Below are 25,289 nucleotides of genomic sequence, written 5' to 3' on the forward strand. Positions count from 1 at the left end.
ACCTACCGGGACGCGCCCTTGCACTCGATCCACGCGGTTCAGCGACCGAACCCGACGCCCCCCGAACGCCGCGACCGCAGCCGCTCGCCCTTGGCCTTGGCCTGCGCGTTGAGGTCGTCCTGGAACGACACCATCTTGCCGCGCAGCGCGCCTGCGGCGGAGTCCGAGCCGGCCGACAGGATCCGAACGGCGAGCAGCCCGGCGTTGCGCGCCCCGCCCACCGACACCGTGGCCACTGGCACGCCCGCCGGCATCTGCACGATCGACAGCAGCGAGTCCATGCCGTCGAGGTGCTGCAGCGGCACCGGCACCCCGATCACCGGCAGCGGCGTCACCGACGCGAGCATGCCCGGCAGGTGCGCCGCTCCCCCGGCCCCGGCCACGATGACCCGCAGCCCACGCTCGGCCGCGTTCGCGCCGTACTCGACCATCTCGCGCGGCATCCGGTGCGCCGAGACGACGTCGACCTCGTACGGCACGCCGAACTCCTCGAGCACCGCGGCGGCAGCCTCCATGACCGGCCAGTCCGAGTCGCTGCCCATGACCACGCCGACCTGCGCCGTCTCGCTCACTGCGTCACCACTCCCTGGATGTAGTCGGCCGCGTGCCGTGCGCGCTCACGTAGGTCGTCGAGGTCGTCACCGCACACCGTGACGTGGCCGATCTTGCGTCCCGGGCGCACCGACTTGCCGTACAGGTGCACCTTCAGCTCGGGGTCGTGCGCCAGCACGTGCTTGTACGTCGAGTAGAGGTTGTCGTAGTCGCCGCCGAGCACGTTGGCCATGACGGTCCACCGGGCCCGCGCTCGCGTGTCTCCGAGCGGTAGGTCGAGCACCGCGCGCAGGTGCTGCTCGAACTGGCTCGTCACCGAGCCGTCGATGGTCCAGTGCCCGCTGTTGTGCGGCCGCATCGCGAGCTCGTTGACGACGAACTGCGCGCCATCCGTCTCGACGTCGGCGCCGCCGTCCACCTCGAAGAGCTCGACCGCCATGACGCCGGTGACGCCGAGCTCACCCGCGATCCGCAGCGCCGCCTCGGTGGCCGCGGCCGCGAGGTCTTCGCTCAGCTCGGGCGCGGGAGCGATCACCTCCGTGCAGATCCCGTTCTCCTGCACCGTCTCCACCACCGGCCAGGCGGCGGCCTGCCCCATCGGGCTGCGGGCCACGAGCACCGCGAGCTCGCGGCGGAACGCCACCTTCTCCTCGGCCAGCAGGTGGCCGCCCGCGTCGAGCCGCCCGAGCCAGTCGGCGGCGTCGTCCAGGCTGTGCGCCACCAGCACGCCCTTGCCGTCGTAGCCGCCCCGCGGGGTCTTGAGCACCAGCGGCCATCCGACCTCGGCGCCGAACGCCTCGAGCTCCTCGGCCGACCCCACCGCCGCCCAGCGCGGGCACGGCACCCCGATCGCCGACAGCCGCTGGCGCATGACCAGCTTGTCCTGCGCGTGCACGAGCGCAGCCGGCCCTGGCCGGACGACGGCCCCGGCTTCCTCCAGCGCGTGCAGGTGCTCGGTGGGCACGTGCTCGTGGTCGAACGTCACGACGTCGCAGTCCGCCGCGAGCTGGTGCAGGGCGTCGAGGTCGGTGTGCGCGCCCACCGGAGCCTGCGCGGCGACCAGGGCGGCGCTCGCGTCCCCGGCCTCCGACAGCACGCGCAAGCCGATGCTCAGAGCCACGGCCGGCGCGTACATCATGCGCGCGAGCTGGCCAGCACCGACGACCCCGACGAGGGGGAAGCCACCGGGGTGCCGGACGACGTCAGGACTGGTGTCTGCGGTGGGGTTCGCCACGGCACGCAGCCTAGATGGTGTGGAGCTAGCCTGACGCCATGACCTCGCCGCGTTCGCTCTACGGTCGGCTGCGCGGGGCCATGGACGTCGTGGTGCGCGAGATGGTGAAGTTCGGTGCCGTCGGGGCCCTCGCCTTCGTCGTCGACATCGGCCTGTTCAACCTGCTGCGCTTCGGCCTGGGCGACGGCGGACCGCTCGAGAGCAAGCCGCTGTCGGCGAAGGTGGTCTCGGCGTCCGTTGCGACCGTCGTCGCGTGGGTCGGTAACCGGGTCTGGACCTTCCGCCACCGACGGCGCAACCACGCCGGCCACGAGCTCGCGCTGTTCGTGGTGTTCAACATCGCCGGCATGCTCATCGCGCTCGGGTGCCTCGCCGTGAGCCACTACGGGCTCGATCTGCGCTCGGCGCGTGCTGACAACATCTCGGCCAACGGCGTCGGCCTGGTGCTGGGCACGCTGTTTCGCTTCTGGGCTTACCGCACCTTCGTCTTCCGGCGCGAGCTCGTCGATGAAGGTGTCGTTCCGGACGGCGGCCCCGACAACGGCGCCGACCTCACGTCGACTGCTCCGGAGCGTTGAGGAACAGCGCGAACACCGGCGGGCTCGCGCGCACCAGCTCCAGCCGGCCGCCGTCCGCCTCGGCGAGGTCGCGCGCGAGCGCCAGCCCCAGGCCGGTGCTGCCGCTGGAGCTCACGGTGCGCTCGAACACCCGTGACCCCAGGTGAGCGGGCACGCCGGCGCCCTCGTCGGTGACCTCCACGACCACCGACCGCCCGGTGCGGCGGGCCGTGATGGTCGCCGTGCCGGCACCGTGCTGCAGGCTGTTCTCGATCAAGGTGGCCAGCACCTGCGACAGCGCCCCCGACGTCGCGATCACGCGCACGGGCTCGAGCGGCCCGAGCACCAGGCGCCGCCGGCGCTCCCGGAACGCCGGCTCCCACTCCTCGATCTGCTCCTCGAGCACCAGCTGCAGGTCGATCGGCGCGATGGCGGTGCGGCGGGTGCGGCGCGAGCGCGCCAGGAGACTGTCGACGACGAGCGTCAGCCGCTCGACCTGGTTGAGCGCGATGCGCGCCTCCTCCTGCACCTCGTCGAGGTCGCAGCTGGTCGAGATCTCCTCCAGCCGCATCGACAGGGCGGTGAGCGGCGTGCGCAGCTGGTGGCTGGCGTCGGAGGCGAAGTCGCGTTCGGCCGCGAGCGCCGCGGCCATCGACTCGGCGCTGCGCGCCAGCCCGTCGGCCACCCGGTCGAGCTCGGGCACGCCCGAGCGCACGGTGCGCAGGCGCGACTCGCCACGCCCGAGACGCTCGGCGTTGTCGGCCAGGACATCGAGCGGCCGGGTCAGCCGTCGGGCCTGCACGACCGCAGTCAGCGCCGCGAGGGCGAAGGCGACCACCGAGAGCAGCACGATGGCGACCGCCCAGCGGGCCACCTGCGCGGTGACTGCAGCGCGCGGCACCGCCACGGTGACGACGTCACCGCCCTGCGATCGGGTGCGCGTCAGGACGCCGCCATCAGGAGCCGGCCCGACGACCAGCCGTCCCCCGCTGGTCGTGATGGTGGCCCGCAGCTGAGAGCCGTACCGTCCCCCGCTGAGCACCGCCTGCACCTGGTCGCGCGTGCCCTCGAGAGGTGCCGCGGGCCGGGTCTGCAGCACCAGGAGGATGTCGTCGCCGCGCTGCTCGAGGTCGTGCCGGGCCTGGCGGGTGGTGTCCCACGTGGCCAGGCCGAGCAGCGGCAGCCCGACGAGCAGCACGCCGACTGCCACTGCCAGCAGCGACGAGCGGAGCAGCCGGGCGCGCACCGTAGCGCCTAGGCGTCGCGCTCGAAGCGGAAGCCAACCCCCCGCACCGTGGCGATGAACCGTGGCTGCCCCGCCTCGTCACCGAGCTTGCGGCGCAACCACGACACGTGCATGTCGAGCGTCTTGGTGGAGCCGTACCAGTCGGCGTCCCAGATCTCACGCATCAGCTGCTCGCGGGGGACGACGCGGCCGGCCTCACGCACCAGCACGCGCAGCAGGTCGAACTCCTTGGCGGTGAGCTGCAGCTCATCGTCGTCGAGGAAGGCCTGACGGGCCTCGGCGTCGATCCGCACGCGACCGGTGGCGACGGGCGGGTCGGCGGCCTCGTGGCCGCCGCGGCGCAGCAGGGCCCGCGCCCGGGCGAGCAGCTCGGCGAGCCGGAAGGGCTTGGTGACGTAGTCGTCAGCGCCGGCGTCGAGGCCGACGACGGTGTCGACCTCGTCGGCCCGCGCGGTGAGCACCAGCACCGGCACCTCGCTGCCCTGGGAACGCAGCTCGCGGCACACGTCGAGGCCGTCCATGCCGGGCAGCCCGAGGTCGAGCACGACCAGGTCGACGCCTTCGAGCGCACCCTCGAGCGCGCCGGGGCCGTCGGACCGCACGTCGACGTCGTACCCCTCCCGGCGCAGCGCGCGCGCCAGTGGTTCGGCGATGGACGCGTCGTCCTCCGCGAGCAGCACCCGAGTCATGGCGGTCATCGTAGGGGCTGGTCGTCGCTCGGCCACCTCGGCGAACGCCGGTCGTTGAAGGCCTGCACCCCCTCGGCGCGGTCGGGCGAGAACGCCGTGGTGCGCCAGGCCGAGTCCTCGACGGCCAGCCCGGTCGCGAGGTCGACGTCGAGCCCGAGGCGCATGGCGCGCTTGGCCTGCCGCACCCCCATCGGGGAGTTCGCGGCGATCGTGGTGGCCAGCTCGATCGCGGCGTCGCGGGCGGCGCCGGCGGGCACGACCCGGTCGATGCAGCCGTGCGCCAGGGCCTCGGCGGCGGTGAGACGACGCGCCGTGAAGATGAGGTCGGCGGCGCGTGACCAGCCGACGCGACGCGTGAGCAGCTGGGTGCCGCCGCCCCCGGGGATCACGCCGACGCTCACCTCGGGCAGGCCGACCACCGCGGTCTCGTCAGCGACCACCAGGTCGCACGACAGCGCGATCTCGAAACCGCCGCCCAGGGCGAAGCCGTGCACCGCCGCCACCACCGGCATGGGCAGGTCGAGCACCCCGCGGTACGCCGGGCCGGTCACCAGCCGCTGGGCCGCGAGGTCGGCGTCGCTGAGACCGTTGCGCTCCTTCAGGTCTGCACCTACGCAGAAGGCGCGGTCGGCGGCGCTCGACACCACGACCGCCCGGGTGCGGGCACTGGCGGCGAGCGCCGAGGTGGCGGCCACCAGGTCGCGCGCCATCGCCGTCGACACCGCGTTGAGCGCCTGCGGGCGGTCGAGCACCAGCTCGACGACGTGCTCACCGTGGGCGCGCAGCGTGATGTTCTCGAGGTCGCGGGGGAGCTCGGCGGCGAGGGCGTCAGTGGTCACGACCGCACCGTAGCGAAGGTCGGCAGGCACGCCCACGGCGCCAGCCGCCGATAGCATGTCCCCCATGGAGCAGGCAGCGACGGCACCAGGCTCTGGGCGTCCGCCGGTCAGCGTCGTCGTCGCCGTCTACAACCCCGGTGACCACCTGCAGCGTCTCCTCACCTCGTTGGTGCGACAGACGATGGCCGTCGCCGACCTCGAGCTGGTCTTCGTCGACGACGGGTCGACCGACGGCTCCCTCGAGCGCTTGCACTCGTTCGCCGACGACCGTCCCGGCACGATCGTCACGACGATCCCCAACTCCGGGTGGCCGGGCCGGCCCCGCAACATCGGCCTGGACCTCGCTCGCGGCGAGTACGTCTTCTTCGCCGACCACGACGACGAGTTCTTCCCCGAGGCGCTCGAGCGCATGTACGCCGTCGGTCGGCGCGACGCCGCGGACGTCGTGTGCCCCAAGCTCGTCACCGAGGGCATGCACACGCCGTTCTGGGAGCTCGCCGGCCGCAACCTCACCGACGGCGACCTGGTCGACGACCAGCTGCTCATCTGGCGGATGACGCACAAGCTCTTCCGGCGCGACTTCCTGCTCGAGCACGCGATCCGGTTCCCCGAGGGTCCGGCACCGCTCGAGGACCACCTGTTCATGGCTCCGCTGCTGCCGAGGGCTCAGAGCATCTCCCTCGTGGCGGACTACCCCTGTTACCGCTGGGTGCTGCGCAACGACGGCACGAACAACTCCCAGGACCTCTTCCGAGCGCCCGGCTACTGGGAGAACTTCCGCACGTCGTTGCACCTGTTCGACGAGGGCGCAGGGCCTGGGCGCGTGGCCGACGCAGGCCTCGCCTGGGCGGCCGGCCGCATGCTGCACCCGGTGCGCCCCAAGGGTTACCTCGCCCTCGACCCGGCAGCCCGCGTGGAGGCCGTCGCACCGATCGCGGCGCTGGCCCAGGACGAGATCCCGGCGCGCGTCGACCACCTCGTGCCAGTGCTGAAGCGTCTGCGGGTCCAGGCCCTGCGCTCGGACGACCTGACGACGTTCGACCGGCTCCAGGAGATGGTGGCCGCGCTGGACGTGCAGGTGCACCTCGACCACGCCGTGTGGTCTGCGGGCGCGCTCCACCTCTCGGCCACCGCGACGCTCTCGTGGCCGGACGACCTCGAGGTCACCATCACGCGCTCAGGGGCACGAGCCGCCCTGGACCTCTCGCGCTGGACCACCAGCGTCGCACCGCACGCCGAGCTGACGGCCAGCGACCTCGGCCGGCTCGAGCTGACGGTGCGGCACCGCACGTCGGGTGTCGAGTGGCCGCTGCCTCGCGACGAGGATCGGCCAGACGTCGAGGCGCCGCAGGGTGCTCGACTCGCGGCCGGATGGTCCGGCGTCATCGACCCGTGGAACGGCCTCTTCGGCCAGTGTCTCGACGACGGCGTGTGGGACGTCCTCGTGCGGGCCCAGTTCCTGGGCGAGTCACGGGTCCACCGCCTCGTCGTCGCCGAGGTACCGCGAGAGACCGGGACGCGGTCGGCGGACGGCCGTCGCGCCGCTCGGGCCGCCGTCACGCAGCGAGGTACTCTCGCCGTCCGCGTCTTCGCGCCGGCGTCCGAACGGCCCGTCGCGAGCGCCACCCGGTGGGACGGCGAGAGCCTGCAGCTGTCGTTCGCGGAGCCGTTCGCCGTCGAAGCCCAGCTGGTCGCGCAGGTGCGCGGCTCGGACGAGGCCGTCACGACGCCGGTGCGAGGAGGCGCGGCCACCTGCACGGTGACGCTACCGACCACCGAGCCGGGTGACATCGTGGACTTCTGGGTGGAGGTTCCGGGCGAGGAGCGAGTGCGGGTGGTGCACGAGGTGCGCTCGGGGGTGCCGTACCAGCACCCCTACGCCGTGTACCGCACCCAGCACGGTTCCCTGTCGGTGCGGCACGACGCCCCGGCCGCACCCGCCACAGCAGCGGGCGGCCTGCGCCGCCAGGCCCGCTCGCTGGCCCGCCGGCTGCGCCCCGGACGCTGACCGCCAGGCGCCTCAGCCGGTGCGGCGGCGCAGCACCCACGGCACGACGTGCCCGATGCCGCGCAACGAGCGCCCACGCAGCTGGTGCACCTCGACGTCGGGCACCTCGGCGAGCGAGTGCACGGTCGCGACGTCGACCAGCACCGTGCCGGGGCGCGCCAGGGCGGTGAGCCGGCTGGCGCGGTTGACCGTCGTGCCGAACACGTCGCCGAGCCGCCCCACCACCGGCCCCGTCGACATGCCGACCCGGACCTCGGGCAGCAGGTCGTCCTGCCCGATCGCCTCGGCCACGCCGAGGCCGATCTGCGCTGCCGGCGCGCCGGGACGGCACACGAAGAGCACCTCGTCACCGACCGTCTTCACCACGCGCCCGCCGTGGGCGGTGACGACGTCGGAGGCCACGGCCTCGAAGCGCTGCACCAGCGCCGCGAGCTCTCGCTCCGACAGCCGCCGTACCACCCGGGTGAACGACACGAGGTCGGCGAAGCCCACGGCCCGCACCGTGGTCCTCGGGTCGTGGTCGTGCTCGTCGGGTACCGCACCCACGTGCGGGTCGGGCTCGGCGTCGGCCATGATGCGCGCGAGCGCCGACGCCGCCTGCCGCCGCCACGCGTAGACCACGAGCGGCTCGAGCCGGTCGGCCATCTGCGTGAACAGCTCGGAGGTACGGCGCGCGGCCGCCCGATCAGGCGTGGCGACGGCGGCCGACTCGGCGTCGAGCCCGGCGATGTACTCGGCCAGCAGCTGCACCTGCCAGGTGGCCAGGCGGTCGACGGAGCGGCCCACGGCCCGGGTCATGCCGAGCGCCGTCGTCTCGTCCATCAGCCCGTCGCGCACCATGCTGGTGACGGCGCGCAGGGCGGCGACGTCCTCGTCGGTGAAGGCCTCGTCCTCGTCGGTGACGATCGGGAATCCGAGCGCGCGCCAGAACCGGCGCGCCGACAGCAGCGAGACACCGGCCGCCCGGCTCACCTCACGACGGCGCAGCGTGCGCGGTGCCTTCAGCAGCGCCTCGTCATCCGGCTCAGCGGGCTCAGCGGGCTCAGCGGGCTCAGCGGGCTCAGCGGGCTCAGCGGGCTCAGCGNGGGCCCCGTCGGTTCACCCATGCCGCGGGTCGTACGCCTCGTCGTCGCGGCGGTCGTCCTCGCTGCGGTCGTCCCAACCCTCGCCCGCGGCGTCGGCCAGCTCGTACAGCCGCCGCTGGACGTCCTCGACACCCGGCACGTCGTCGAGGGTCAGCTGGCCGCGCTCGCCGGCCGACTCGACCACGAGCGTCCCGCAGCCCAAGAGGCGCTCGATCACGGTGTGCGAGAACGAGATGTCGTTGATCCGCGTGAGCGGCATGTCGCGTCCGGTGCGGGCGATGACACCGCGCCGCGTGATGAGCCGGCGGGTCGTGACGACGTAGTGGGTGGTGACCCACCGCAGGAACGGCAGCAGCGTCGTCGCCACGAGCACCACCACCGCCACCGTCGCGATGGCGATCCGCACGATCGGCTGGGCGCCGCCGTCGGGTACGCGCGCCGCGCCGAAGGACGCCAACGGCACGACGACGAGCAGCGCGAGCACCGGCAGCACGAGCGCCTTCCAGTGCGGGTGCAGCTCGAGCTCGACGTCCTCGTCCTGCGACAGGAGCCTGCGCGGGTAGGCCATGGTCAGATCATGCCGTGCCCGGCGCGCCCGAGGGGGCGTCCGCGCGACGCACGTGGATGACGTCGCCCACCGCGAGCGCCCGCACGTCACCGGTCGAGGGGCGCACGAGCAGGCAGCCGTCGTCGTCCACGCCCTCGGCCTCGCCCTCCAGAGCGTCACCTCCGGGCAGCTCGACGCGCACCCGCTGGCCGATGGTCGCGCAGCGCTCGCGGTACGCCGCGCCGATGCTGCTGCGCCGCGGGTCGCCGTCCGCCCGCACCCAGGCGCCGTACCGGGCGGCCACACCGCGCAGCACGGCCCGCAGCACGGTGTCGCGGTCGGTGGTCGCCGATCCCGCGATGGCCAGCGACGTCGCCGTCGGCACGGGCAGCTCGTCGGCCGACTGGCTCACGTTGAGACCCACGCCGGCGACGACCGCCGCGCCGTCAGGGGTCTCCACCACCTCCGCGAGCACGCCGCAGACCTTCAGGTCACCGACCAGCACGTCGTTGGGCCACTTCAGCCGGGCGTCCAGGCCAGCGACGCGCACGAGCGCGTCGACCACGCCGACCCCGACGACCAGCGGCAACCACGTCCAGGCCGAGCGCGGGACCTCGCGCGGCTGCAGGAGCACCGACACGGCCACCGCCGACCGCGGCGGCGTCGTCCAGGTGCGGTCGCGGCGGCCTCGACCGGCCTGCTGGTCGTCCGTGGTGAGCACCGCGCCCGCGGTGGCCGTGCCCGCACGGGCGCGCTGCGCGAGGTCGGCGTTCGTGGAGCCGGTAGCCGCGACGACGTCGAGCGACGTCCACGGGCCGTCCGGGTCGACCAGCGCCCGACGCAGGGCTGTCGCCCGCAACGGCGGCCGCGACAGGTCGGCCCACGGCGTGGAAGCGGTCACACCTTGAGGCTAGATGGCGGTGGCGCACTAGGCTGCGGGCCGTGCCCGAACTCTCCGTTGATGACACCACGCCCGAGCCGGACATCCACACCACCGCCGGCAAGCTCGCCGACCTGCACCGCCGCAACGACGAGGCCGTGCACGCCGGATCGGCCCGCATGGTCGAGAAGCAGCACGCCAAGGGCAAGAAGACGGCCCGCGAGCGCGTCGAGGCGCTGCTCGACGAGGGCTCGTTCGTCGAGATGGACGAGCTGGCGCGGCACCGCTCGACCAACTTCGGCCAGCAGAAGCGGCGCCCGTACGGCGATGGCGTCGTCACCGGCTACGGCACCGTCGACGGCCGCCCGGTCGCGGTGTTCAGCCAGGACGTCACCGTCTTCGGCGGCAGCCTCGGCGAGGTCTACGGCGAGAAGATCGTCAAGGTGCTCGACCTGGCGATGAAGATCGGCTGCCCGGTGGTCGGCATCAACGAGGGCGGGGGCGCCCGCATCCAGGAGGGCGTCGTCTCGCTGGGCCTCTACGGCGAGATCTTCCAGCGCAACGTGCACGCCAGCGGCGTCATCCCGCAGATCTCGCTGATCATGGGCGCTGCGGCCGGTGGCCACGTCTACTCCCCCGCGCTCACCGACTTCGTCGTCATGGTCGACGGCACGTCGCAGATGTTTATCACCGGGCCCGACGTCATCAAGACGGTCACCGGCGAGGACGTCACGATGGAGGACCTCGGCGGCGCGCGGACCCACAACACCAAGAGCGGCAACGCGCACTACATGGCGTCCGACGAGGACGACGCCATCGAGTACGTCAAGCAGCTGCTGTCGTACCTGCCGAGCAACAACCTCGACGAGGTGCCGGCCTTCGACAGCGCCGTGGACGACGAGGTGGGCGAGGACGACGCGTTCCTCGACTCCTTCATCCCCGACTCGGCGAACCAGCCGTACGACATGCACACGGTGATCGAGCACGTGCTCGACGACGGCGAGTTCTGCGAGGTGCACGCCCTCTTCGCGCCGAACATCATCGTCGGCTTCGGTCGCGTCGAGGGCCGCAGCGTCGGCGTCGTCGCCAACCAGCCGATGCAGTTCGCGGGCACCCTCGACATCGACGCCTCCGAGAAGGCCGCCCGGTTCGTGCGCACGTGCGACGCCTTCAACATCCCGGTGCTCACCTTCGTCGACGTGCCCGGCTTCCTCCCGGGCACCGACCAGGAGTGGAACGGCATCATCCGCCGCGGCGCCAAGCTGATCTTCGCCTACGCCGAGGCGACGGTGCCCAAGATCACGGTCATCACGCGCAAGGCCTACGGCGGGGCCTACGACGTCATGGGGTCCAAGCACCTCGGCGCCGACATCAACCTCGCCTGGCCCACGGCGCAGATCGCCGTCATGGGCGCGCAGGGCGCCGCGAACATCGTGTACCGCAGCGAGCTGAAGGCGGTCGCCGAGCGCGGCGAGGACGTCGAGGCCGCCCGCCAGCGCCTCATCACCGAGTACGAGGACACCCTCGCCAACCCCTACATCGCGGCGGAGCGCGGATACGTCGACTCCGTCATCCCGCCCTCCTACACGCGGTCGTACGTCATCAAGGCGCTGCGGATGCTGCAGACCAAGCGCGAGACGCTGCCGCCCAAGAAGCACGGGAACATCCCGCTGTGAGCGACCAGGAGCAGCCCCCGGTGCTGCGGATCGTGCGCGGCAACCCGACGCCGGACGACGTCGCCGCGCTCGTCGTGGTGCTCGCGGCTGCCGGTGGTGGGGACGACGCGCCCGCTCCTGCGCCGACGTCCCGGTGGGCCGCCTCGGCGCGTCCGCACGGTGCGACCGCCCCGGCCCGCGGCGGCTGGCGGGCCAGCGCCCTGCCGCGCTGACCTCGACGTGCCCCACGCGGCTCCCGCGCCCCTGGAAGCCCTGGCCCGCTGCGCCTAGAGTGCGAGAAGGCGCAGCCCGTGGGAGGCGACCGTGCCAGAGGCCCAGGTGCAGGACGTCACCCTTCACTACGACGTCACCGGTGAGGGGCCGCCCCTGGTCTTCGTGCACGGCATGTGCGGCCGAGGGGACGTGTGGGAGGGCCAGGTCCAGCGCTTGTCGGACGCCTTCACCTGCATCACGTACGACCGACGGGGTCACGGGTCCAGCTCCGACGCCGACGCGCCGCACACCGTGCCGCTGCACGGCGACGACCTCGCCGCGCTCATCCAGCACCTCTCCCTGGCACCTGTGGTGCTCGTCGGCTCCAGCGGCGGGGCCCGCGTCGCGCTCGACGTCGCGCTGCGCCATCCCGGACTGCTGGCCGGCGCCGTGCTCTCCGAACCACCTGTCTTCTCCCTCGAACCGCAGCTCGGTCGGGAGTTCCTCGGCCGGGTCGTCCCGGCCGTACAGCCGCGTCTGGACGCAGGAGACCTGCGGGGAGCGGTCGACGCGTTCTTCGAGGTCGTGTGCCCCGGGCTGTGGCGCCAACTCGACGACGCCGGTCGGGAGCCGTACCGAGCGAGCGCTGCCATGCTCGTCGCCGACCTGCAGCAGCCACCGCTCACCGTGACGGCCGATGAGCTGGCGGCGGTTCGGGTCCCCGTCCTGGCCATCGCGGGCCGCGACAGCGACCCGTTCCTGCGAGCGACGCCTCGGGTGATCGCGGCAGCGGTGCCGTCGGCTCAGCTGCTCGAGCTGCCCGACTGCGGGCACGTGACCTACGCCGAGCAACCTGACCTCTTCGCCGACGCCGTCCGAGCCTTCGCAGGCGGCCTGGAGCGCTGACGCCGCAACGGCGATCAAGCCTGGACGGCGCCTCGCAGGTCACGCTGGACGCATGACGATTCCCTGGGCAGAACCCCTGGCACCCGTAGAGCGCGGGCCGCGCGTCGTCCCGGAACCGCCGCGGCGCGGCGAGCCGGGCGGCCCGCCGTGCGGTGTGTGCGAAGGGCACGCGACCGAGGCCGTGTGGTCCGACGCGCACTTCACCATGCACACTCCCGTCGGCGGCAGCCTGCCGGGCACCGTGTGGGTGGCGAGCACCGAGCACGTCGACTCCTTCTGCGACCTGTCCCCGGCGGCGGCCGAGGCCTTCGGGCCGATGGTGGCGCGCGTCGAGCGGGCGATCCTCGCGCGAGGCGACGTCGGCCGCGTGCACCTCTACCGCTGGGGTGACGGCGGTGCGCACTTCCACGTGTGGTTCCTGCCGCGTCCGCTCGGCATGCTGGAGGCGAACGGCGCCATGCTGCCGCTGTGGGAGGACGTGCTGCCGAACGTGACGGACGACGAGCTGCTGACGGCGGCCCGCGAGATCGCGGACCGCATGGGATGAGCGCGCCGATCCCGCACCAGCTCGCGCGCCGCCTCGGCACCGGGGACGCCGTCGTCGTCGGGCTGAGCGCCATGGTGGGCGCGGGCGTCTTCGCGGTCTTCGCACCGGCGGCGCAGGCCGCGGGGTCGGGGTTGCTGGTCGGGTTGGGGCTGGCCGCCGTCGTGGCGTTCTGCAACGCGACGTCGTCCGCGCAGCTCGCGGCGGCGTACCCGACGTCCGGCGGCACGTACGTCTACGGCCGCGAGGTGCTCGGGCCGTGGTGGGGCTTCGTCGCCGGCTGGGGCTTCGTGGTCGGCAAGACGGCGTCGTGCGCGGCCATGGCCTTGACGTTCGCGACCTACGCGGTGCCCGCCGGCCGCGGCTGGCAGCGGATCGTGGGGGCCGGCGCTGTCGTGCTGCTGACGGTCGCCAACCTGCGCGGTATCACGCGGACGGCGGCCGCCGCGCGCGTGCTGCTCGTCGCCACCGGTGCGGTGCTCGTGGGGTTCCTCGCGCTCGCCGCCACGGGCGCTGCCGACGTGCACCCCTCCGCTCTGCCGGTGCACGGCGGCGTCGGCGGGGTACTGCAGTCAGCGGGCCTGATCTTCTTCGCCTTCGCCGGCTACGCACGCATCGCCACGCTGGCCGAGGAGGTGCGGCGTCCGGAGCAGCTGGGTCGGGCCATCGTGATCGCGCTGGCCGTCGTGGTGCTGCTCTACCTCGCGGTCGGGCTGGCACTGGTGGCCGTGCTGGGGCGTGACCTGCCGTCCTCGGCCACGCCGGTCGCCTCGGCGGTCGACGCGCTGGGGGCAGCGTGGGCCGTGCCGGTCGTACGCATCGGTGCCGCGGCGGCGAGCCTCGGTGCGCTGCTGGCCCTCCTGGCCGGCGTCGGGCGGACGACGCTCGCGATGGCGCGCGAGCGCGATCTGCCCGGGCCGCTGGCGTCCGTCGACCTCCGCCACCACGTCCCCGACCGCGCACAGCTCGCGATCGGCGCGGTCGTCGTCGTCCTCGTGCTGACGTCGGACCTGCGCGGCGTCATCGGGTTCTCGTCCTGCGGCGTGCTCATCTACTACGCGGTGGCGAACCTGTCGGCGGTGCGGCAACCGGCGGCGCAGCGGCGCTGGCCGCGGGCGTTGCAGCTCGTCGGGCTGGTCGGCTGCCTGGTGCTCGTGGTGACGCTGCCCTCGGCGTCGGTGCTCGCCGGGCTGGGCGTCCTGGCCGTCGGTGTCCTCGGCCGGCTCGTCGTCCTCCGGCATCGACGCTGAACCACGCAGTCAGAGCCGGCGCTGCAGCTGCGGGCACGCCTCGACGAGCTGGAAGCCCAGTGCTTCGTTGATGGCCAGCATGTGCGCGTTGACGTCGGCGTTGCCGGTCATCACGACGGTGCGCTCGGGGTGGGCGGCCTGCAGGCGGCGCAGGTTCTCGACCTTGACGGCGAGCCCGAGCCGGTGGCCGCGGTGCTCGCGGCGCACCAGGGTTCCCCACTGCCACACCGACGTCCGCGTGCCAGAGCCGATGACGAGGTCGGTGTAGGCGACGACCTGGCCGTCGCCGTCGACCGCGACGGTCGTGATCCGTTCGCGGCCCATGTCGGTGAACAGCTGCAACCGCTCGCGGTAGCGCTCGGGGGTGAGCGACTCGGGCTCGTACTCGACCGTGCCGGCCGGGGCGTCGACCGCGAGCTGGTTCTCGGTGTCGCACAAGGACGCCTGCAGGTGTTCTGGCACACCGTCGACGTAGGTCTCCAGCCGGTACCGGCCCGACCAGCCGGCGCGGGCGCCGGCCTCGAGGTCGTCCAGCCGACCGGCGTCGACGGGCAGCGCCAGGTGCCGCATGGAGTCCCGGCTCGCCTCGGCGAAACCGTGTCGTGCGGCGAAGCGCCGGTACGGGTGCTCGTCGCCGGCGTCCAGCGGCACGAACACCTCCGACAGCACCTCAGGGCGGCCCCGCCGGTGCACCTCGTCGAGCACCGCCTGCAGCAGCGCGGTTCCCCGTCCGCGACCGCGCGCCTGCGGCTCGACCTCCACCATGCAGTAGGCCTTGTCGACGTTGTCGGTCAGCGGGAACCAGCAGTGCGCGAGCCCCACCGGTCTCCCGTCCCACCAGGCCGCCCAGAGCAGGTGGTCCTCGGCGGGGTCGACGAACCGCTGGTCGGCGGCGAAGGCGCTCGGGGACTCCGGATCGTGCCACGGCCGCCCGGCCCGCTTGCTGGCTGCCTCGACGCCGTACAGCTGCGCCAGCACCGCGTCGTCCGCGAGGTCGACGCGGTGGACGGTGTCGAGATGCAGCGTGCCCACGAGCGACCACGCTAGGCAGCACGCGGGCCGGGGGGCCAACGGTTATCCCTGCGCGCCACTAGGGTGACCGCCGTGACCGACTCCACAGACGCCGTTCGCCCGCGCACCGCCGTCGACGAGATCGCCGACGCCCACCTCGACGCCGAGATCGCGCTCGACCCGATCGCCGCGACGTCGCTCGGGGTGCCCGGCCACGAGACCGAGCTCACCGACTACTCCCCCGAGGGCCACGCGGCCCGGCGCGAGGTCGGGCTGCGCACCCTGCGAGCCCTCGACGACGTCGAGCCCGCGGACGACGTCGACCGCGTGACGATCGCGGCGATGCGCGAACGGCTCGGGCTGGCCGAGGAGCTCTACGCCATCGGTGCGGACGACTACGACCTCAACGTGCTCGCGAGTCCGCTGCAGAGCCTGCGCTCGGTGTACGACCTGATGAACAAGGGCACTGTCGACGACTGGGCGACCATCGCCACGCGCCTCACCCGGACGCCGCAGGCCATGCAGCAGTACGTCGCGTCGCTGCGCGAGGGCATGGCGCGAGGCGTCACGCCCGCGCGGCGGCAGGTCGAGAAGTGCGCGGCCCAGGCCGAGCAGCACGCATCCGCGAACGGCTTCTTCGCCGAGCTCGCGTCCGGTGCACGTGCCGGTGACGCCGAACTACCGACGAGCGTTTCGTCCGACCTATCCGACGCTACAAACGTTGCAGCGCAGGCCTTCGGTGACTTCTCGAGGTTCCTGCGCGACGAGCTGCTGCCCGTCGCGCGCGCTGACGACGCTGTCGGCCGCGATGAGTACCAGCTGCGCTCCCGTTACTTCCTGGGCGCCACGGTCGACCTCGACGAGACCTACGAGTGGGGCCGCGCCGAGCTCGCGCGCATCGAGGACGAGATGCGAGCGGTCGCCGAGCAGATCAAGCCTGGCTCGACGCCCGACGAGGCGATGAAGGCACTGGACGACGACCCCGCCCGCCAGCTGCACGGCACCGACGCGCTGCAGGCCTGGATGCAGCAGCTGAGCGACGCCGCGATCGTGGCCATGGCCGGCACGCACTTCGACATCCCGCACCCGGTGCGCCGGCTGGAGTGCTGCATCGCGCCGACCCACGAGGGCGGCATCTACTACACCGGCCCGAGCGAGGACTTCTCACGGCCGGGCCGCATGTGGTGGTCGGTGCCCGAGGACGTCACCAGCTTCGGCACGTGGCGCGAGACCACGACCGTCTACCACGAGGGCGTGCCCGGCCATCACCTCCAGGTGGCGCAGACCGTCTACCGCTCGGCCCTCCTCAACCGCTGGCGGCGCCTCGGTTGCTGGGTCAGCGGCCACGGCGAGGGCTGGGCGCTCTACGCCGAGCGGCTGATGGCCGACCTGGGCTTCCTCGACGACCCGGGCGACCGCATGGGCATGCTCGACGGTCAGCGCATGCGTGCGGCGCGCGTCGTCCTCGACATCGGCGTGCACTGCCGCAAGGACGCCCCGGCTGAGCTGGGCGGTGGCACCTGGGACGCCGAGAAGGCCTGGGAGTTCTTCCGGCACAAGGTGAACATGCCCGAGTCATTCATCCGCTTCGAGGTCGACCGCTACCTCGGGTGGCCGGGCCAGGCGCCGGCGTACAAGGTTGGCGAGCGACTGTGGCTCGACGCGCGCGAGCAGGTGAGGGCGCGCGAGGGCGACGCGTTCGACCTGGCGCGCTTCCACCGCCGAGCGCTCGATCTGGGGTCGGTCGGGCTCGACGTCCTGCGCGAGGCGCTCGTCGGCCGAGCGCTGCCCACGACCTGAGACGCCGCTCGGGAATACCCTGCACGGCGCCTAGGGTTTGCTCTCGAGATGGGAAACGTCTGGGGATTGACGACGCGGCGCTGGCTCGACCTGCGCCGCTGGGCCGGTGACGGCTGTCGCGGCTGACGCGCGCCACCGTCCCCCTTCGTCACTCACCCTAGGACTCCCATGTCTTCCGCCACTTCGGCGCGCCCTCGGCGCGCGTCCGCACTGCCCCGCGTGCCGTTCGGCGCGCAGATCCTGCTCGGCCTGGTCCTCGGCGTCGCGCTCGGCCTGCTGGCCCGCGCACAGGACCTCGGCTGGCTCACCGAGACCCTCACCACGATCGGCAGCCTGTTCGTCCAGCTGCTGAAGCTGGCCGTGCCGCCGCTGGTCTTCACTGCCGTGCTGGTCTCGATCACGCGGCTGCGCGAGGTGACCGGCGCCGCGCGCCTGGCCCTGCGCACCCTGCTGTGGTTCGGCATCACGAGTGCGATCGCCGTGACGATCGGCCTGGTGCTCGGCACCATCACCCACCCCGGCCGCGGCGTGCAGCTCGACGTGTCGAAGGCCGCCAAGCCCGAGCACGTCGGCTCGTGGTTGGACTTCCTCACCGGCATCGTGCCGACCAACCCGGTGGGCGCGTTCGTCGACGGCAACGTGCTGCAGATCGTGTTCCTCGGTGCCGTCACGGCTGCGGCCGTGCTGGCCGTCGGCGCCAAGGCCGAGCCCGTCGTCGCGCTGTCGGAGGCCGTGCTCGAAGTCGTGCAGAAGGCGCTGTGGTGGGTCATCCGCCTCGCGCCCCTCGGCACCCTGGGCCTCATCGGAAAGGCCGTCGCCAGCTACGGCTGGGACCTCCTGTCGCCCCTCGCCACCTTCACCGTCACCGTGTACGTCGGCCTGGCGCTCGTCATCGCCGTCGTCTACCCGACGCTGCTCGCCGGCGTCGCCAAGCTCAACCCGGTGCGGTTCTTCGCCGGCGCCTGGCCGGCGATCGAGCTGGCGTTCGTGTCGCGCTCGTCGGTGGGCACCATGCCGCTGACCCAGCGCGTCGCCACCGAGAACCTCGGCGTGCCGCGCGAGTACGCGGCGTTCGCCGTCCCGTTCGGCGCCACCACGAAGATGGACGGCTGCGCTGCCATCTACCCGGCGATCTCGGCGATCTTCGTGGCCGAGGTGTTCGGCATTCCGTTGGGGGTCAAGGAGTACGTGCTGATCGCGTTCGTGTCGGTCGTCGGCTCGGCGGCCACGGCGGGCCTCACCGGCGCCATCGTGATGCTGACCCTCACGCTGTCGACGCTCGGCTTGCCGCTCGAGGGCGCCGGCCTGCTGCTGGCGATCGACCCGATCCTCGACATGGGCCGCACCGCGGTCAACGTGACCGGCCAGGCGCTCGTGCCCGTGATCGTGTCGGCCCGTGCGGGCATCCTCGACCGGGCGGTCTACAACGCCCGCGAGCAGGCGGTGCGTGACGCCGTGCCCGGCACCGGCGAGCGCACCCGAGAGCCGGTGCCCAGCGCGGCCTGAGCCGCACCTCGCACTAGGGTCGGGCGCGTGACCTCCTCCGCGCCCGACCCTCGTGCACTCACCCTCGTCCTCGCCTCGCAGTCCCCTGCGCGGCTGAAGACGCTGCGTTCCGCTGGCGTCGAGCCGCAGGTGCAGGTCTCGCAGGTCGACGAGGAGGCCGTCGAGGCCGCCGCCCGCGAGACCTACGGCGAGCTCGACGCCGACCAGGTCGCCCTGCTGCTCGCGCGAGCCAAGGCAGAGGACGTCGCGGCGACGCTCGACGACTGCCTGGTGCTGGGCTGCGACTCCGTGCTCGAGCTGGCCGGCGAGCAGCACGGCAAGCCGCGCGACGCCGCGGAGGCGACCGCCCGCTGGCAGCGCATGCGCGGCGGCTCCGGCGTCCTGCACACCGGCCACTGGCTGATCGACCTGCGCGACCCCGACGACGGCGGCAGCGGCGCCACGCTCGGCGCGGTCGCCTCCACCACCGTCCACTTCGCCGACGTCACGGACGAGGAGATCGCCGCCTACGTCGCCACCGGGGAGCCGCTCGGCGTGGCCGGCGCCTTCACCACCGACGGGCTCGGCGGTGCGTTCGTGCGCGGCATCGAGGGAGACCACCACACCGTGGTCGGCGTGAGCCTGCCGGTGCTGCGCGACCTGCTCGCCGAGTGCGGCGTGCGCTGGACCGACCTGTGGGTCACCGCCTGATTTGACGCCGCGGGCCGCGTGTTGATTAGGTAAGCCTTACCTTCTCAACTGGCGGGAGTTCGCTGTGCTGCCCACGTTCGTCATCGGCCTGCGCGAAGGCCTCGAGGCCGCCCTGGTCGTCGGGATCATCGCTGCGTTCCTCGCGCGCCAGGGGCGTCGTGACGCGCTGCGTCAGGTCTGGCTCGGCGTGGGCGCAGCCGTCGTCCTGTGCCTGGGCGTGGGCTTCGCCCTGCACGCGCTCGAGCGCAGCCTCCCCCAGCAGGCGCAGGAGGGGCTCGAGACGGTCATCGGTCTGCTGGCGGTCGCGATGGTGACCTGGATGATCGTCTGGATGCGCCGCAACGCCCGTCGCCTCAAGGGCGGCCTCGAGGCGGCGGCCGCCGCCGCACTCGACTCCGGCTCGGCCCGGGCCCTGGTCGTGATGGCCTTCCTGGCCGTGCTGCGCGAGGGCTTCGAGACCGCCGTCTTCCTGCTCTCGGTGTTCCAGAGCAGCACCAACGCCACGGCCGCCTCGGGCGGCGCGCTGCTGGGCATCGCCGTCTCGCTCGCCATCGGTTACGGCATCTACCGCGGCGGGGTGCGCATCAACCTGCAGCGGTTCTTCACGGCCACCGGCGCAGTGCTCGTCGTCGTCGCGGCCGGTCTGCTCATGACGGCCGCGCACACCGCGCACGAAGCGGGGTGGGTGAACGTCGGCCAGCAGGCGGTGGCTGACCTGTCCGGAGTCGTCGCACCGGGGACGGCGCAGGCGGCTCTGGTCACCGGCGTCCTCGGGATCCAGCCGCGACCGACACTGATCGAGGTGCTCGCCTGGGCCCTCTATCTCGTGCCCATGCTGCTCGTGGTGCTGTGGCGCCCGCGGGCGCCACGGCCCGCGCGCAGCACCGCCACGCCGCGCGTTCCCGCCGACGCCTGACCCTCCTTCCGTTGCCCTGAAAGGACTTCCCGTGATGTCCCCTGCCCGCGTGCCCGCGCTCGCCGGCGCCCTCGCTGCCTCGTTGCTGGTCCTCACCGCCTGTGGCGACGACGCCTCGCCCGCTGCCGCCGGTGCCACGACCGTCACGGTCACCGCCACCGACGACGGCTGCACCGCCGAGCCGGCGTCGTCCGCGGCCGGGCCGGTGACGTTCAAGGTGACGAACCGCGACGCGCGCCGGGTCACCGAGGTCGAGCTGCTGCGCGACGGCAAGATCCTGGGCGAGAAGGAGAACCTCACACCGGGCCTGTCCGGCACCTTCACGCTGCGCCTGGACGCCGGCGAGTACGTCGTCCTGTGCCCGAACGCCGCCACCGAGCAGTCGACGTTCACGGTCAGGGGCGCGGCGGGCGGGGCCGCGACGACCACCGCTGCGGCCGGGCTCGACGAGGCGGTGTCGACGTACCGCACCTACCTGCTCTCGCAGACCGCATCGCTGGTGAAGGCCACGACCGAGTTCACCGCCGCGGTGAAGGCGGGTGACGTCGAGCAGGCCAAGGCGCTCTACGCCCCGACCCGCAGCTGGTACGAGCGGATCGAGCCGGTGGCCGAGACCTTCGGCGACCTCGACCCGCGGATCGACGCGCGCGTCAACGACGTCGACCCGTCGGACGCGTGGACCGGCTTCCACCGCATCGAGAAGGCGCTGTGGGCCGACCGCAGCCTGAAGGGCCTGGCGCCGGTCGCCGACCAGCTGCTGGCCGACGTCCGCGAGCTGTCGGGCGAGATGGACGACGTCGAGCTGAGCGCCGCGCAGATCGCCAACGGCGCCGTCGGCCTGCTCGACGAGGTCGCCAAGAGCAAGATCACCGGCGAGGAGGAGCGCTACAGCCACACCGACCTGTGGGACTTCGCCGCCAACCTCGCCGGCGCTCGCCAGGCGTTCGACGTCCTCGGGCCAGTGCTGCGCGAGAAGCAGCCGACCCTGCTGGAGACAGCCAAGTCGCAGTTCGCTGACGTCGAGGCGTCGCTGGCCCGGTACCGCACTGGCGACGGTTACCGTGACTACTCCGCCGTGACCGACGAGCAACGACGCACGATGACCACGCAGGTCAACGCGCTCGCCGAGACGCTCAGCAAGATCGCTCCCCTCGTCGCATGAGCGTCAGCCGGAGGGGGTTCCTGGGCGGCCTCGGTGCGGCCGGCGCCGGCGCAGGGCTGAGCGCCATCGCGGCGACGGCGCACGCCAGCGCACCGCGGGCGCCGCACGTCGCCGACCGCGTGCCGTTCCACGGCGAGCACCAGGCCGGGATCGCCACGCCGTCGCAGGACCGCCTCGCGTTCGCGGCGTTCGACGTCACCACCGACGACCGCGCCGCGCTGCGCGACCTGCTCGCCGAGTGGACGGCAGCCGCCGAGGCGATGACCCGAGGCGCGGCGGTGCCTGGCACGTCATCGCTGCCCTCGGCGCCGCCCGCCGACACGGGCGAGGCGATAGGACTTCCGGCGTCCGGGCTCACCGTCACCATCGGTTTCGGGCCGTCGCTGTTCGACGACCGCCTCGGCCTCGCTTCCCGGCGACCCGCTGCCCTGCAACCGGTTCCGGCGCTACCCGGCGACGAGCTCGACCCGCGTCGCTGCGGCGGCGACCTGGCGATCCAGGCCTGCGCCAACGACCCTCAGGTCGCGTTCCACGTCGTCCGCAACCTCGCGCGCATCGGGGCCGGCACCGTGGCCATGCGGTGGTCGCAGCTGGGCTTCGGCCGCACCTCCACCACCAGCCGCACGCAGTCGACGCCGCGCAACCTCATGGGGTTCAAGGACGGCACGCGCAACATCGTGGGTGAGGACCTCGCCGCCATGCGCCGGCACGTGTGGGCGGGGGCCGACTCCGGGCAGCCGTGGATGGACGGCGGCACGTACCTCATGGCCCGTCGCATCCGCATGCTCGTGGAGGCGTGGGACCGCGACGTCCTCTCCGACCAGGAGGCGGTCTTCGGGCGGCGCAAGCACTCCGGGGCACCGCTCACCGGCGTGGCCGAGTCCGACGACCCCGACTACGCAGCCACCGCGGCGGATGGCGAGCCGGTGATCCCCGACCAGGCGCACATCCGGCTCGCGAGCCCGGAGAACAACGACGGCCTGCGCATCCTGCGGCGCGGTTTCTCCTACACCGACGGCATCGACGACCTCGGCCTGCTCGACGCCGGGTTGTTCTTCATCTCGTTCCAGCGCGATCCCGAGCAGTTCGTGGCGCTGCAGCGCAAGCTCGGGCGGCACGACGCCCTCAACGAGTACATCAAGCACACCGGCAGCGGTGTCTGGGCCTGCCCGCGCGGCCTGCCCGACCCCTCACGCACCTGGGCCGACCACCTCTTCGCCTGACGGCCCTAGACGGGCGGGACGCCGCGCCGCCGCTGGCTGAACGCGCGGTCTCGGCGCGCGGCGTACCGCAGCCGCATGACCAGCTCGTCGCGCAGGTCCTCGGGCTCGACGACGCCGTCGAGCACGAGGTCGCTGAGGAGGCGCTCGAGGTCGACGTCCTCCTCGTACTCGCTGCGCCGGTCGGCCACGAACTGCGCCCGCTCGGCGTCGTCCTCGATGGCCGCGATCTTGTTGGCGTACACCGCGTTCACGGCGGCATCTGGCCCCATCACGGCGATGCGGGCGGTCGGCAGCGCGATGCACGCGTCGGGCCCGAAGCCGGGGCCGGCCATGGCGTAGAGGCCGGCGCCGTAGGCCTTGCGGACCACGACGCTCACCTGCGGCACGGTCGCCTCCGACACCGCGCTCACCATCTTGGCGCCGTGCCGGATGATGCCGCCGCGCTCGACGTCCGAGCCGATCATGAAGCCGGGCACGTCGGCCAGGTAGACCAGCGGCACGTTGAACGCGTCGCACCACCAGATGAAGCGCGCGGCCTTGTCGGCGCTGTCGGCGAAGAGCACGCCGCCCTTCACCGCCGAGTTGTTGGCGACGATGCCGATGGTCTCGCCGTTCATGCGACCGAAACCCGTGACGAGCTCCGCCGCGAACAGCGGCTTGATCTCGAAGAACGACCCGTCGTCGACCAGCCCGTCGATGACGTCGTGGACGTCGAACGGCTGGCTCTCGACCTCCGGCACGACCGTGGCGTCGAGCGGCGACTCCGGCGGCTCGGGCGCGTACGACGGTGGGGCGTCGCGCCAGCTCGACGGCAGGTAGGAGAACAGCAGTCGCGCCTGCTCGATGGCGTCGGTGTCGTCGTCGGCCAGCAGGTCGCCGCAGCCCGAGACGGTGCAGTGCATGCGCGCACCGCCCATCTCCTCGAGCGTGACCTTCTCGCCCACCACCATCTCGGCCATGCGGGGGCTGCCGAGGTACATGGAGGCGTTGCCCTCCACCATGATCACGCAGTCCGTGAACGACGGGATGTACGCACCACCCGCGGCCGACGGGCCGAACAGGCAGCAGATCTGCGGCACCTTGCCGCTGAGCGCCACCTGGTTGTGGAAGATGCGACCGGCGCCGCGGCGCCCGGGGAACAGGTCGACCTGGTCGGTGATCCGCGCGCCCGCGGAGTCGACGAACCAGAACACCGGAAGCTCTTCGCGCAGAGCCGATTCCGTGGCCCGCACGATCTTCTCGACGGTGCGCGCACCCCAAGAGCCGGCCTTCACGGTGGGGTCGTTGGCGACGACGATCGCTGGACGTCCGTCCACGAGCCCGCGCCCAGTGACCACGCCGTCCGCCGGCAGCCCGTCGGCCATCGCGTTCGCGTACCGGCCGTCCTCGATGAACGTCCCCTCGTCGAACAGCAGCGCGATGCGCTCGCGGACGTAGAGCTTGTTCTGGCTCGCGAGCTTGTCAGCGGCCTTGGGGGTGGGCGCGGCCGAGGCCTCGTGCGCAGCGTGGAGCCGCTCACGCACCTGCTCGACGCGCGGGTCGCTCGCGTACGTCACGACGGCAGACCCAGCCCGCGGGCGATCACCATGCGCTGCACCTCGCTCGTCCCCTCTCCGATCTCGAGGATCTTGGCGTCGCGGTAGAACCGCGCCACCGGGTACTCCTCCATGAATCCGTTGCCGCCGAAGATCTGCGTCGCCACGCGGGTGGCCGACACGGCGGCCTCGGTGGAGTACAGCTTGGCGATCGCTGCCGCCTGCTTCACCTCGGCCACCGAGCGCTTGCCCTCGTGGTGCAGGTCCTTCAGCCACGCCGCCTTGTAGGTGAGCATGCGCGCCGCCTCGACCGCCACGGCCAGGTCGGCGACCTGGAACGACACACCCTGGTTGACGCCGATCGGCTTGCCGAACGCGATCCGCGTCTTCGCGTACTCGGTCGTCGCCTCGAGGCAGGCCTGGGCCAGGCCGACGGCGAGCGCCGAGATGGCGATGCGGCCGTCGTCCAGGGTCTTGAGGAACTGCTTGAAGCCCTCGCCGCGGCCGCCGAGCAGGTGGTCGGCCGGCACGCGTGCGCCGTCGAAGGTGAGCCCGTGGGTGTCGCTCGCGTGCCACCCGAGCTTGCGGTAGGCCGGCTCGACGGTGAAACCCGGTGTGCCGGAAGGGACCATGATCGCGGAGATCTCGGCGCGGCCGTCGTCCAGCGTGCCGGTGCGCGCGGTGACGGTGACGACGCTCGTGATGTCGCTGCCCGAGTTGGTGATGAAGGCCTTCGCGCCGTCGACCACCCACTGCGCATCGTCGCCCTCGCCCTCGAGGCGCGCCTTGGTGCGGGTCGCACCCGCGTCGGAACCGGCGTCCGGCTCGGTGAGGCCGAATGCCGCGAGCGCACGGCCGGCGACGAGGTCGGGCAGCCAGCGCTGCTTCTGCTCGTCGGTGCCGAAGCTGAGGATCGGGTTGATGCCCAGGCCCACCCCGGCCGACAGCGTGATGCCGATCGACTGGTCGACGCGGCCGAGCTCCTCGATGGCCACGCAAAGGGAAGTGAAGTCGCCACCCGCGCCGCCGTACTCCTCCGGCACGACCAGCCCGAACAGGCCGAGCTCGCCAAGCTGCGGCACCAGCTCAACCGGGAAGCGGTGCTCGCGATCCCACTGCTCGACGTGCGGGGCCACCTGCTCCTCGGCGAACTCGCGGACCACCGCCCGGAAGTCCTCGTGGTCCTTGCTGAGTTCGAACGCGGTCACAGTGGTCCTCCTTGACGTTGACGTCAACGTAAA

At 72.7% G+C, this 25,289-nt stretch carries 24 protein-coding genes; 13 read left to right on the plus strand and 11 right to left on the minus strand.

Annotated elements, in window-relative coordinates; translation table 11 throughout:
* Window positions 1–38: 38 nt before the first annotated feature.
* Window positions 39–572: a 5-(carboxyamino)imidazole ribonucleotide mutase gene (purE, locus tag ASD06_RS02785; RefSeq protein ID WP_056672611.1), complete on the minus strand. Its 534-nt coding sequence runs from the start codon at window positions 570–572 to the stop codon at window positions 39–41.
* Window positions 569–1,690 (minus strand): 5-(carboxyamino)imidazole ribonucleotide synthase, encoded by a 1,122-nt coding sequence (locus ASD06_RS02790; protein ID WP_369853657.1) that lies wholly within the window; start codon window positions 1,688–1,690, stop codon window positions 569–571. The genes purE and ASD06_RS02790 overlap by 4 nt, the downstream gene beginning before the upstream one ends.
* A gap of 134 nt (window positions 1,691–1,824) precedes the next feature.
* Here ASD06_RS02790 and ASD06_RS02795 point away from each other — a divergent pair, with 134 nt between their 5' ends.
* Window positions 1,825–2,364, plus strand: coding sequence for a GtrA family protein (locus ASD06_RS02795; protein WP_056672615.1), 540 nt, complete (start codon window positions 1,825–1,827; stop codon window positions 2,362–2,364).
* Here the strand turns inward: ASD06_RS02795 and ASD06_RS02800 are convergent.
* From ASD06_RS02800 to ASD06_RS02810, 3 genes are read right to left on the minus strand one after another with little or no spacing between them, the layout of a single operon-like run.
* Window positions 2,339–3,589 (minus strand): HAMP domain-containing sensor histidine kinase, encoded by a 1,251-nt coding sequence (locus tag ASD06_RS02800; RefSeq protein ID WP_056672617.1) that lies wholly within the window; start codon window positions 3,587–3,589, stop codon window positions 2,339–2,341. The two genes, ASD06_RS02795 and ASD06_RS02800, sit on opposite strands and share 26 nt — an antisense overlap.
* 8 nt (window positions 3,590–3,597) lie before the next feature.
* Entirely contained in the window at window positions 3,598–4,278 is a 681-nt protein-coding gene (locus ASD06_RS02805; RefSeq protein ID WP_056673074.1) for a response regulator transcription factor, read from the minus strand.
* Between the two features lie 5 nt (window positions 4,279–4,283).
* Window positions 4,284–5,183, minus strand: a complete 900-nt coding sequence (locus ASD06_RS02810) for an enoyl-CoA hydratase-related protein (RefSeq protein ID WP_369853644.1) — start codon at window positions 5,181–5,183, stop codon at window positions 4,284–4,286.
* Here ASD06_RS02810 and ASD06_RS02815 point away from each other — a divergent pair.
* Window positions 5,182–7,125, plus strand: coding sequence for a glycosyltransferase family A protein (locus ASD06_RS02815; RefSeq protein WP_056672619.1), 1,944 nt, complete (start codon window positions 5,182–5,184; stop codon window positions 7,123–7,125). The genes ASD06_RS02810 and ASD06_RS02815 overlap by 2 nt on opposite strands.
* 12 nt (window positions 7,126–7,137) lie before the next feature.
* Here the strand turns inward: ASD06_RS02815 and ASD06_RS19880 are convergent, their stop codons facing one another.
* From ASD06_RS19880 to ASD06_RS02830, 3 genes are all read right to left on the minus strand, one after another.
* A complete protein-coding gene (locus tag ASD06_RS19880; protein ID WP_369853659.1) occupies window positions 7,138–7,965 on the minus strand; it encodes an adenylate/guanylate cyclase domain-containing protein in 828 nt (275 codons plus the stop codon).
* A 258-nt stretch (window positions 7,966–8,223) separates the two neighbouring features.
* Window positions 8,224–8,778, minus strand: coding sequence for a PH domain-containing protein (locus ASD06_RS02825; protein ID WP_056672623.1), 555 nt, complete (start codon window positions 8,776–8,778; stop codon window positions 8,224–8,226).
* Window positions 8,779–8,785: 7 nt separating this feature from the next.
* Window positions 8,786–9,658: a biotin--[acetyl-CoA-carboxylase] ligase gene (locus ASD06_RS02830; protein ID WP_056672625.1), complete on the minus strand. Its 873-nt coding sequence runs from the start codon at window positions 9,656–9,658 to the stop codon at window positions 8,786–8,788.
* 41 nt (window positions 9,659–9,699) lie between these two features.
* Here ASD06_RS02830 and ASD06_RS02835 point away from each other — a divergent pair, with 41 nt between their 5' ends.
* From ASD06_RS02835 to ASD06_RS02855, 5 genes are all read left to right on the plus strand, one after another.
* Entirely contained in the window at window positions 9,700–11,313 is a 1,614-nt protein-coding gene (locus ASD06_RS02835; RefSeq protein WP_200941813.1) for an acyl-CoA carboxylase subunit beta, read from the plus strand.
* Window positions 11,310–11,525: an acyl-CoA carboxylase epsilon subunit gene (locus tag ASD06_RS19085; RefSeq protein WP_056672630.1), complete on the plus strand. Its 216-nt coding sequence runs from the start codon at window positions 11,310–11,312 to the stop codon at window positions 11,523–11,525. Before ASD06_RS02835 ends, ASD06_RS19085 begins: the two co-directional genes overlap by 4 nt.
* Window positions 11,526–11,616: 91 nt before the next feature.
* Window positions 11,617–12,411, plus strand: coding sequence for an alpha/beta fold hydrolase (locus tag ASD06_RS02845; protein ID WP_056672632.1), 795 nt, complete (start codon window positions 11,617–11,619; stop codon window positions 12,409–12,411).
* Window positions 12,412–12,616: 205 nt separating this feature from the next.
* A complete protein-coding gene (locus ASD06_RS02850) occupies window positions 12,617–12,958 on the plus strand; it encodes a hypothetical protein (protein ID WP_162248030.1) in 342 nt (113 codons plus the stop codon).
* On the plus strand, window positions 12,955–14,205 hold the full coding sequence (locus tag ASD06_RS02855; RefSeq protein ID WP_056672635.1) for an APC family permease: 1,251 nt from the start codon (window positions 12,955–12,957) through the stop codon (window positions 14,203–14,205). The genes ASD06_RS02850 and ASD06_RS02855 overlap by 4 nt, the downstream gene beginning before the upstream one ends.
* 9 nt (window positions 14,206–14,214) lie before the next feature.
* Here the strand turns inward: ASD06_RS02855 and ASD06_RS02860 are convergent, their stop codons facing one another.
* Entirely contained in the window at window positions 14,215–15,237 is a 1,023-nt protein-coding gene (locus ASD06_RS02860; protein ID WP_200941814.1) for a GNAT family N-acetyltransferase, read from the minus strand.
* 72 nt (window positions 15,238–15,309) lie between these two features.
* Between ASD06_RS02860 and ASD06_RS02865 the strand changes: the two genes are divergently transcribed.
* From ASD06_RS02865 to efeB, 6 genes are all read left to right on the plus strand, one after another.
* On the plus strand, window positions 15,310–17,016 hold the full coding sequence (locus ASD06_RS02865; protein WP_056672637.1) for a DUF885 domain-containing protein: 1,707 nt from the start codon (window positions 15,310–15,312) through the stop codon (window positions 17,014–17,016).
* A gap of 168 nt (window positions 17,017–17,184) precedes the next feature.
* On the plus strand, window positions 17,185–18,522 hold the full coding sequence (locus ASD06_RS02870; protein WP_157371452.1) for a dicarboxylate/amino acid:cation symporter: 1,338 nt from the start codon (window positions 17,185–17,187) through the stop codon (window positions 18,520–18,522).
* A gap of 27 nt (window positions 18,523–18,549) precedes the next feature.
* The gene (locus ASD06_RS02875; RefSeq protein WP_056672639.1) at window positions 18,550–19,212 is read left to right on the plus strand and encodes a nucleoside triphosphate pyrophosphatase; all 663 of its coding nucleotides are present in this window, start codon (window positions 18,550–18,552) and stop codon (window positions 19,210–19,212) included.
* Between the two features lie 64 nt (window positions 19,213–19,276).
* On the plus strand, window positions 19,277–20,128 hold the full coding sequence (gene efeU, locus ASD06_RS02880) for an iron uptake transporter permease EfeU (protein WP_056672641.1): 852 nt from the start codon (window positions 19,277–19,279) through the stop codon (window positions 20,126–20,128).
* Between the two features lie 34 nt (window positions 20,129–20,162).
* Complete coding sequence (gene efeO, locus ASD06_RS02885) at window positions 20,163–21,290, plus strand: iron uptake system protein EfeO (RefSeq protein ID WP_056673087.1); 1,128 nt, start codon at window positions 20,163–20,165, stop codon at window positions 21,288–21,290.
* Window positions 21,287–22,513 (plus strand): iron uptake transporter deferrochelatase/peroxidase subunit, encoded by a 1,227-nt coding sequence (gene efeB / locus ASD06_RS02890; protein WP_056672643.1) that lies wholly within the window; start codon window positions 21,287–21,289, stop codon window positions 22,511–22,513. The genes efeO and efeB overlap by 4 nt, the downstream gene beginning before the upstream one ends.
* 5 nt (window positions 22,514–22,518) lie before the next feature.
* On the opposite strand, the gene ASD06_RS02895 is transcribed toward efeB, so the two are convergent.
* Window positions 22,519–24,069 carry an acyl-CoA carboxylase subunit beta gene (locus ASD06_RS02895; protein WP_056672645.1) on the minus strand — a complete coding sequence of 517 codons (1,551 nt, stop codon included), beginning with the start codon at window positions 24,067–24,069 and terminating at the stop codon, window positions 22,519–22,521.
* Entirely contained in the window at window positions 24,066–25,256 is a 1,191-nt protein-coding gene (locus ASD06_RS02900; protein ID WP_056672647.1) for an acyl-CoA dehydrogenase family protein, read from the minus strand. The genes ASD06_RS02895 and ASD06_RS02900 overlap by 4 nt, the downstream gene beginning before the upstream one ends.
* Window positions 25,257–25,289: the final 33 nt, after the last annotated feature.

The organism is Angustibacter sp. Root456, from assembly GCF_001426435.1.
Lineage (GTDB): Bacteria > Actinomycetota > Actinomycetes > Actinomycetales > Angustibacteraceae > Angustibacter.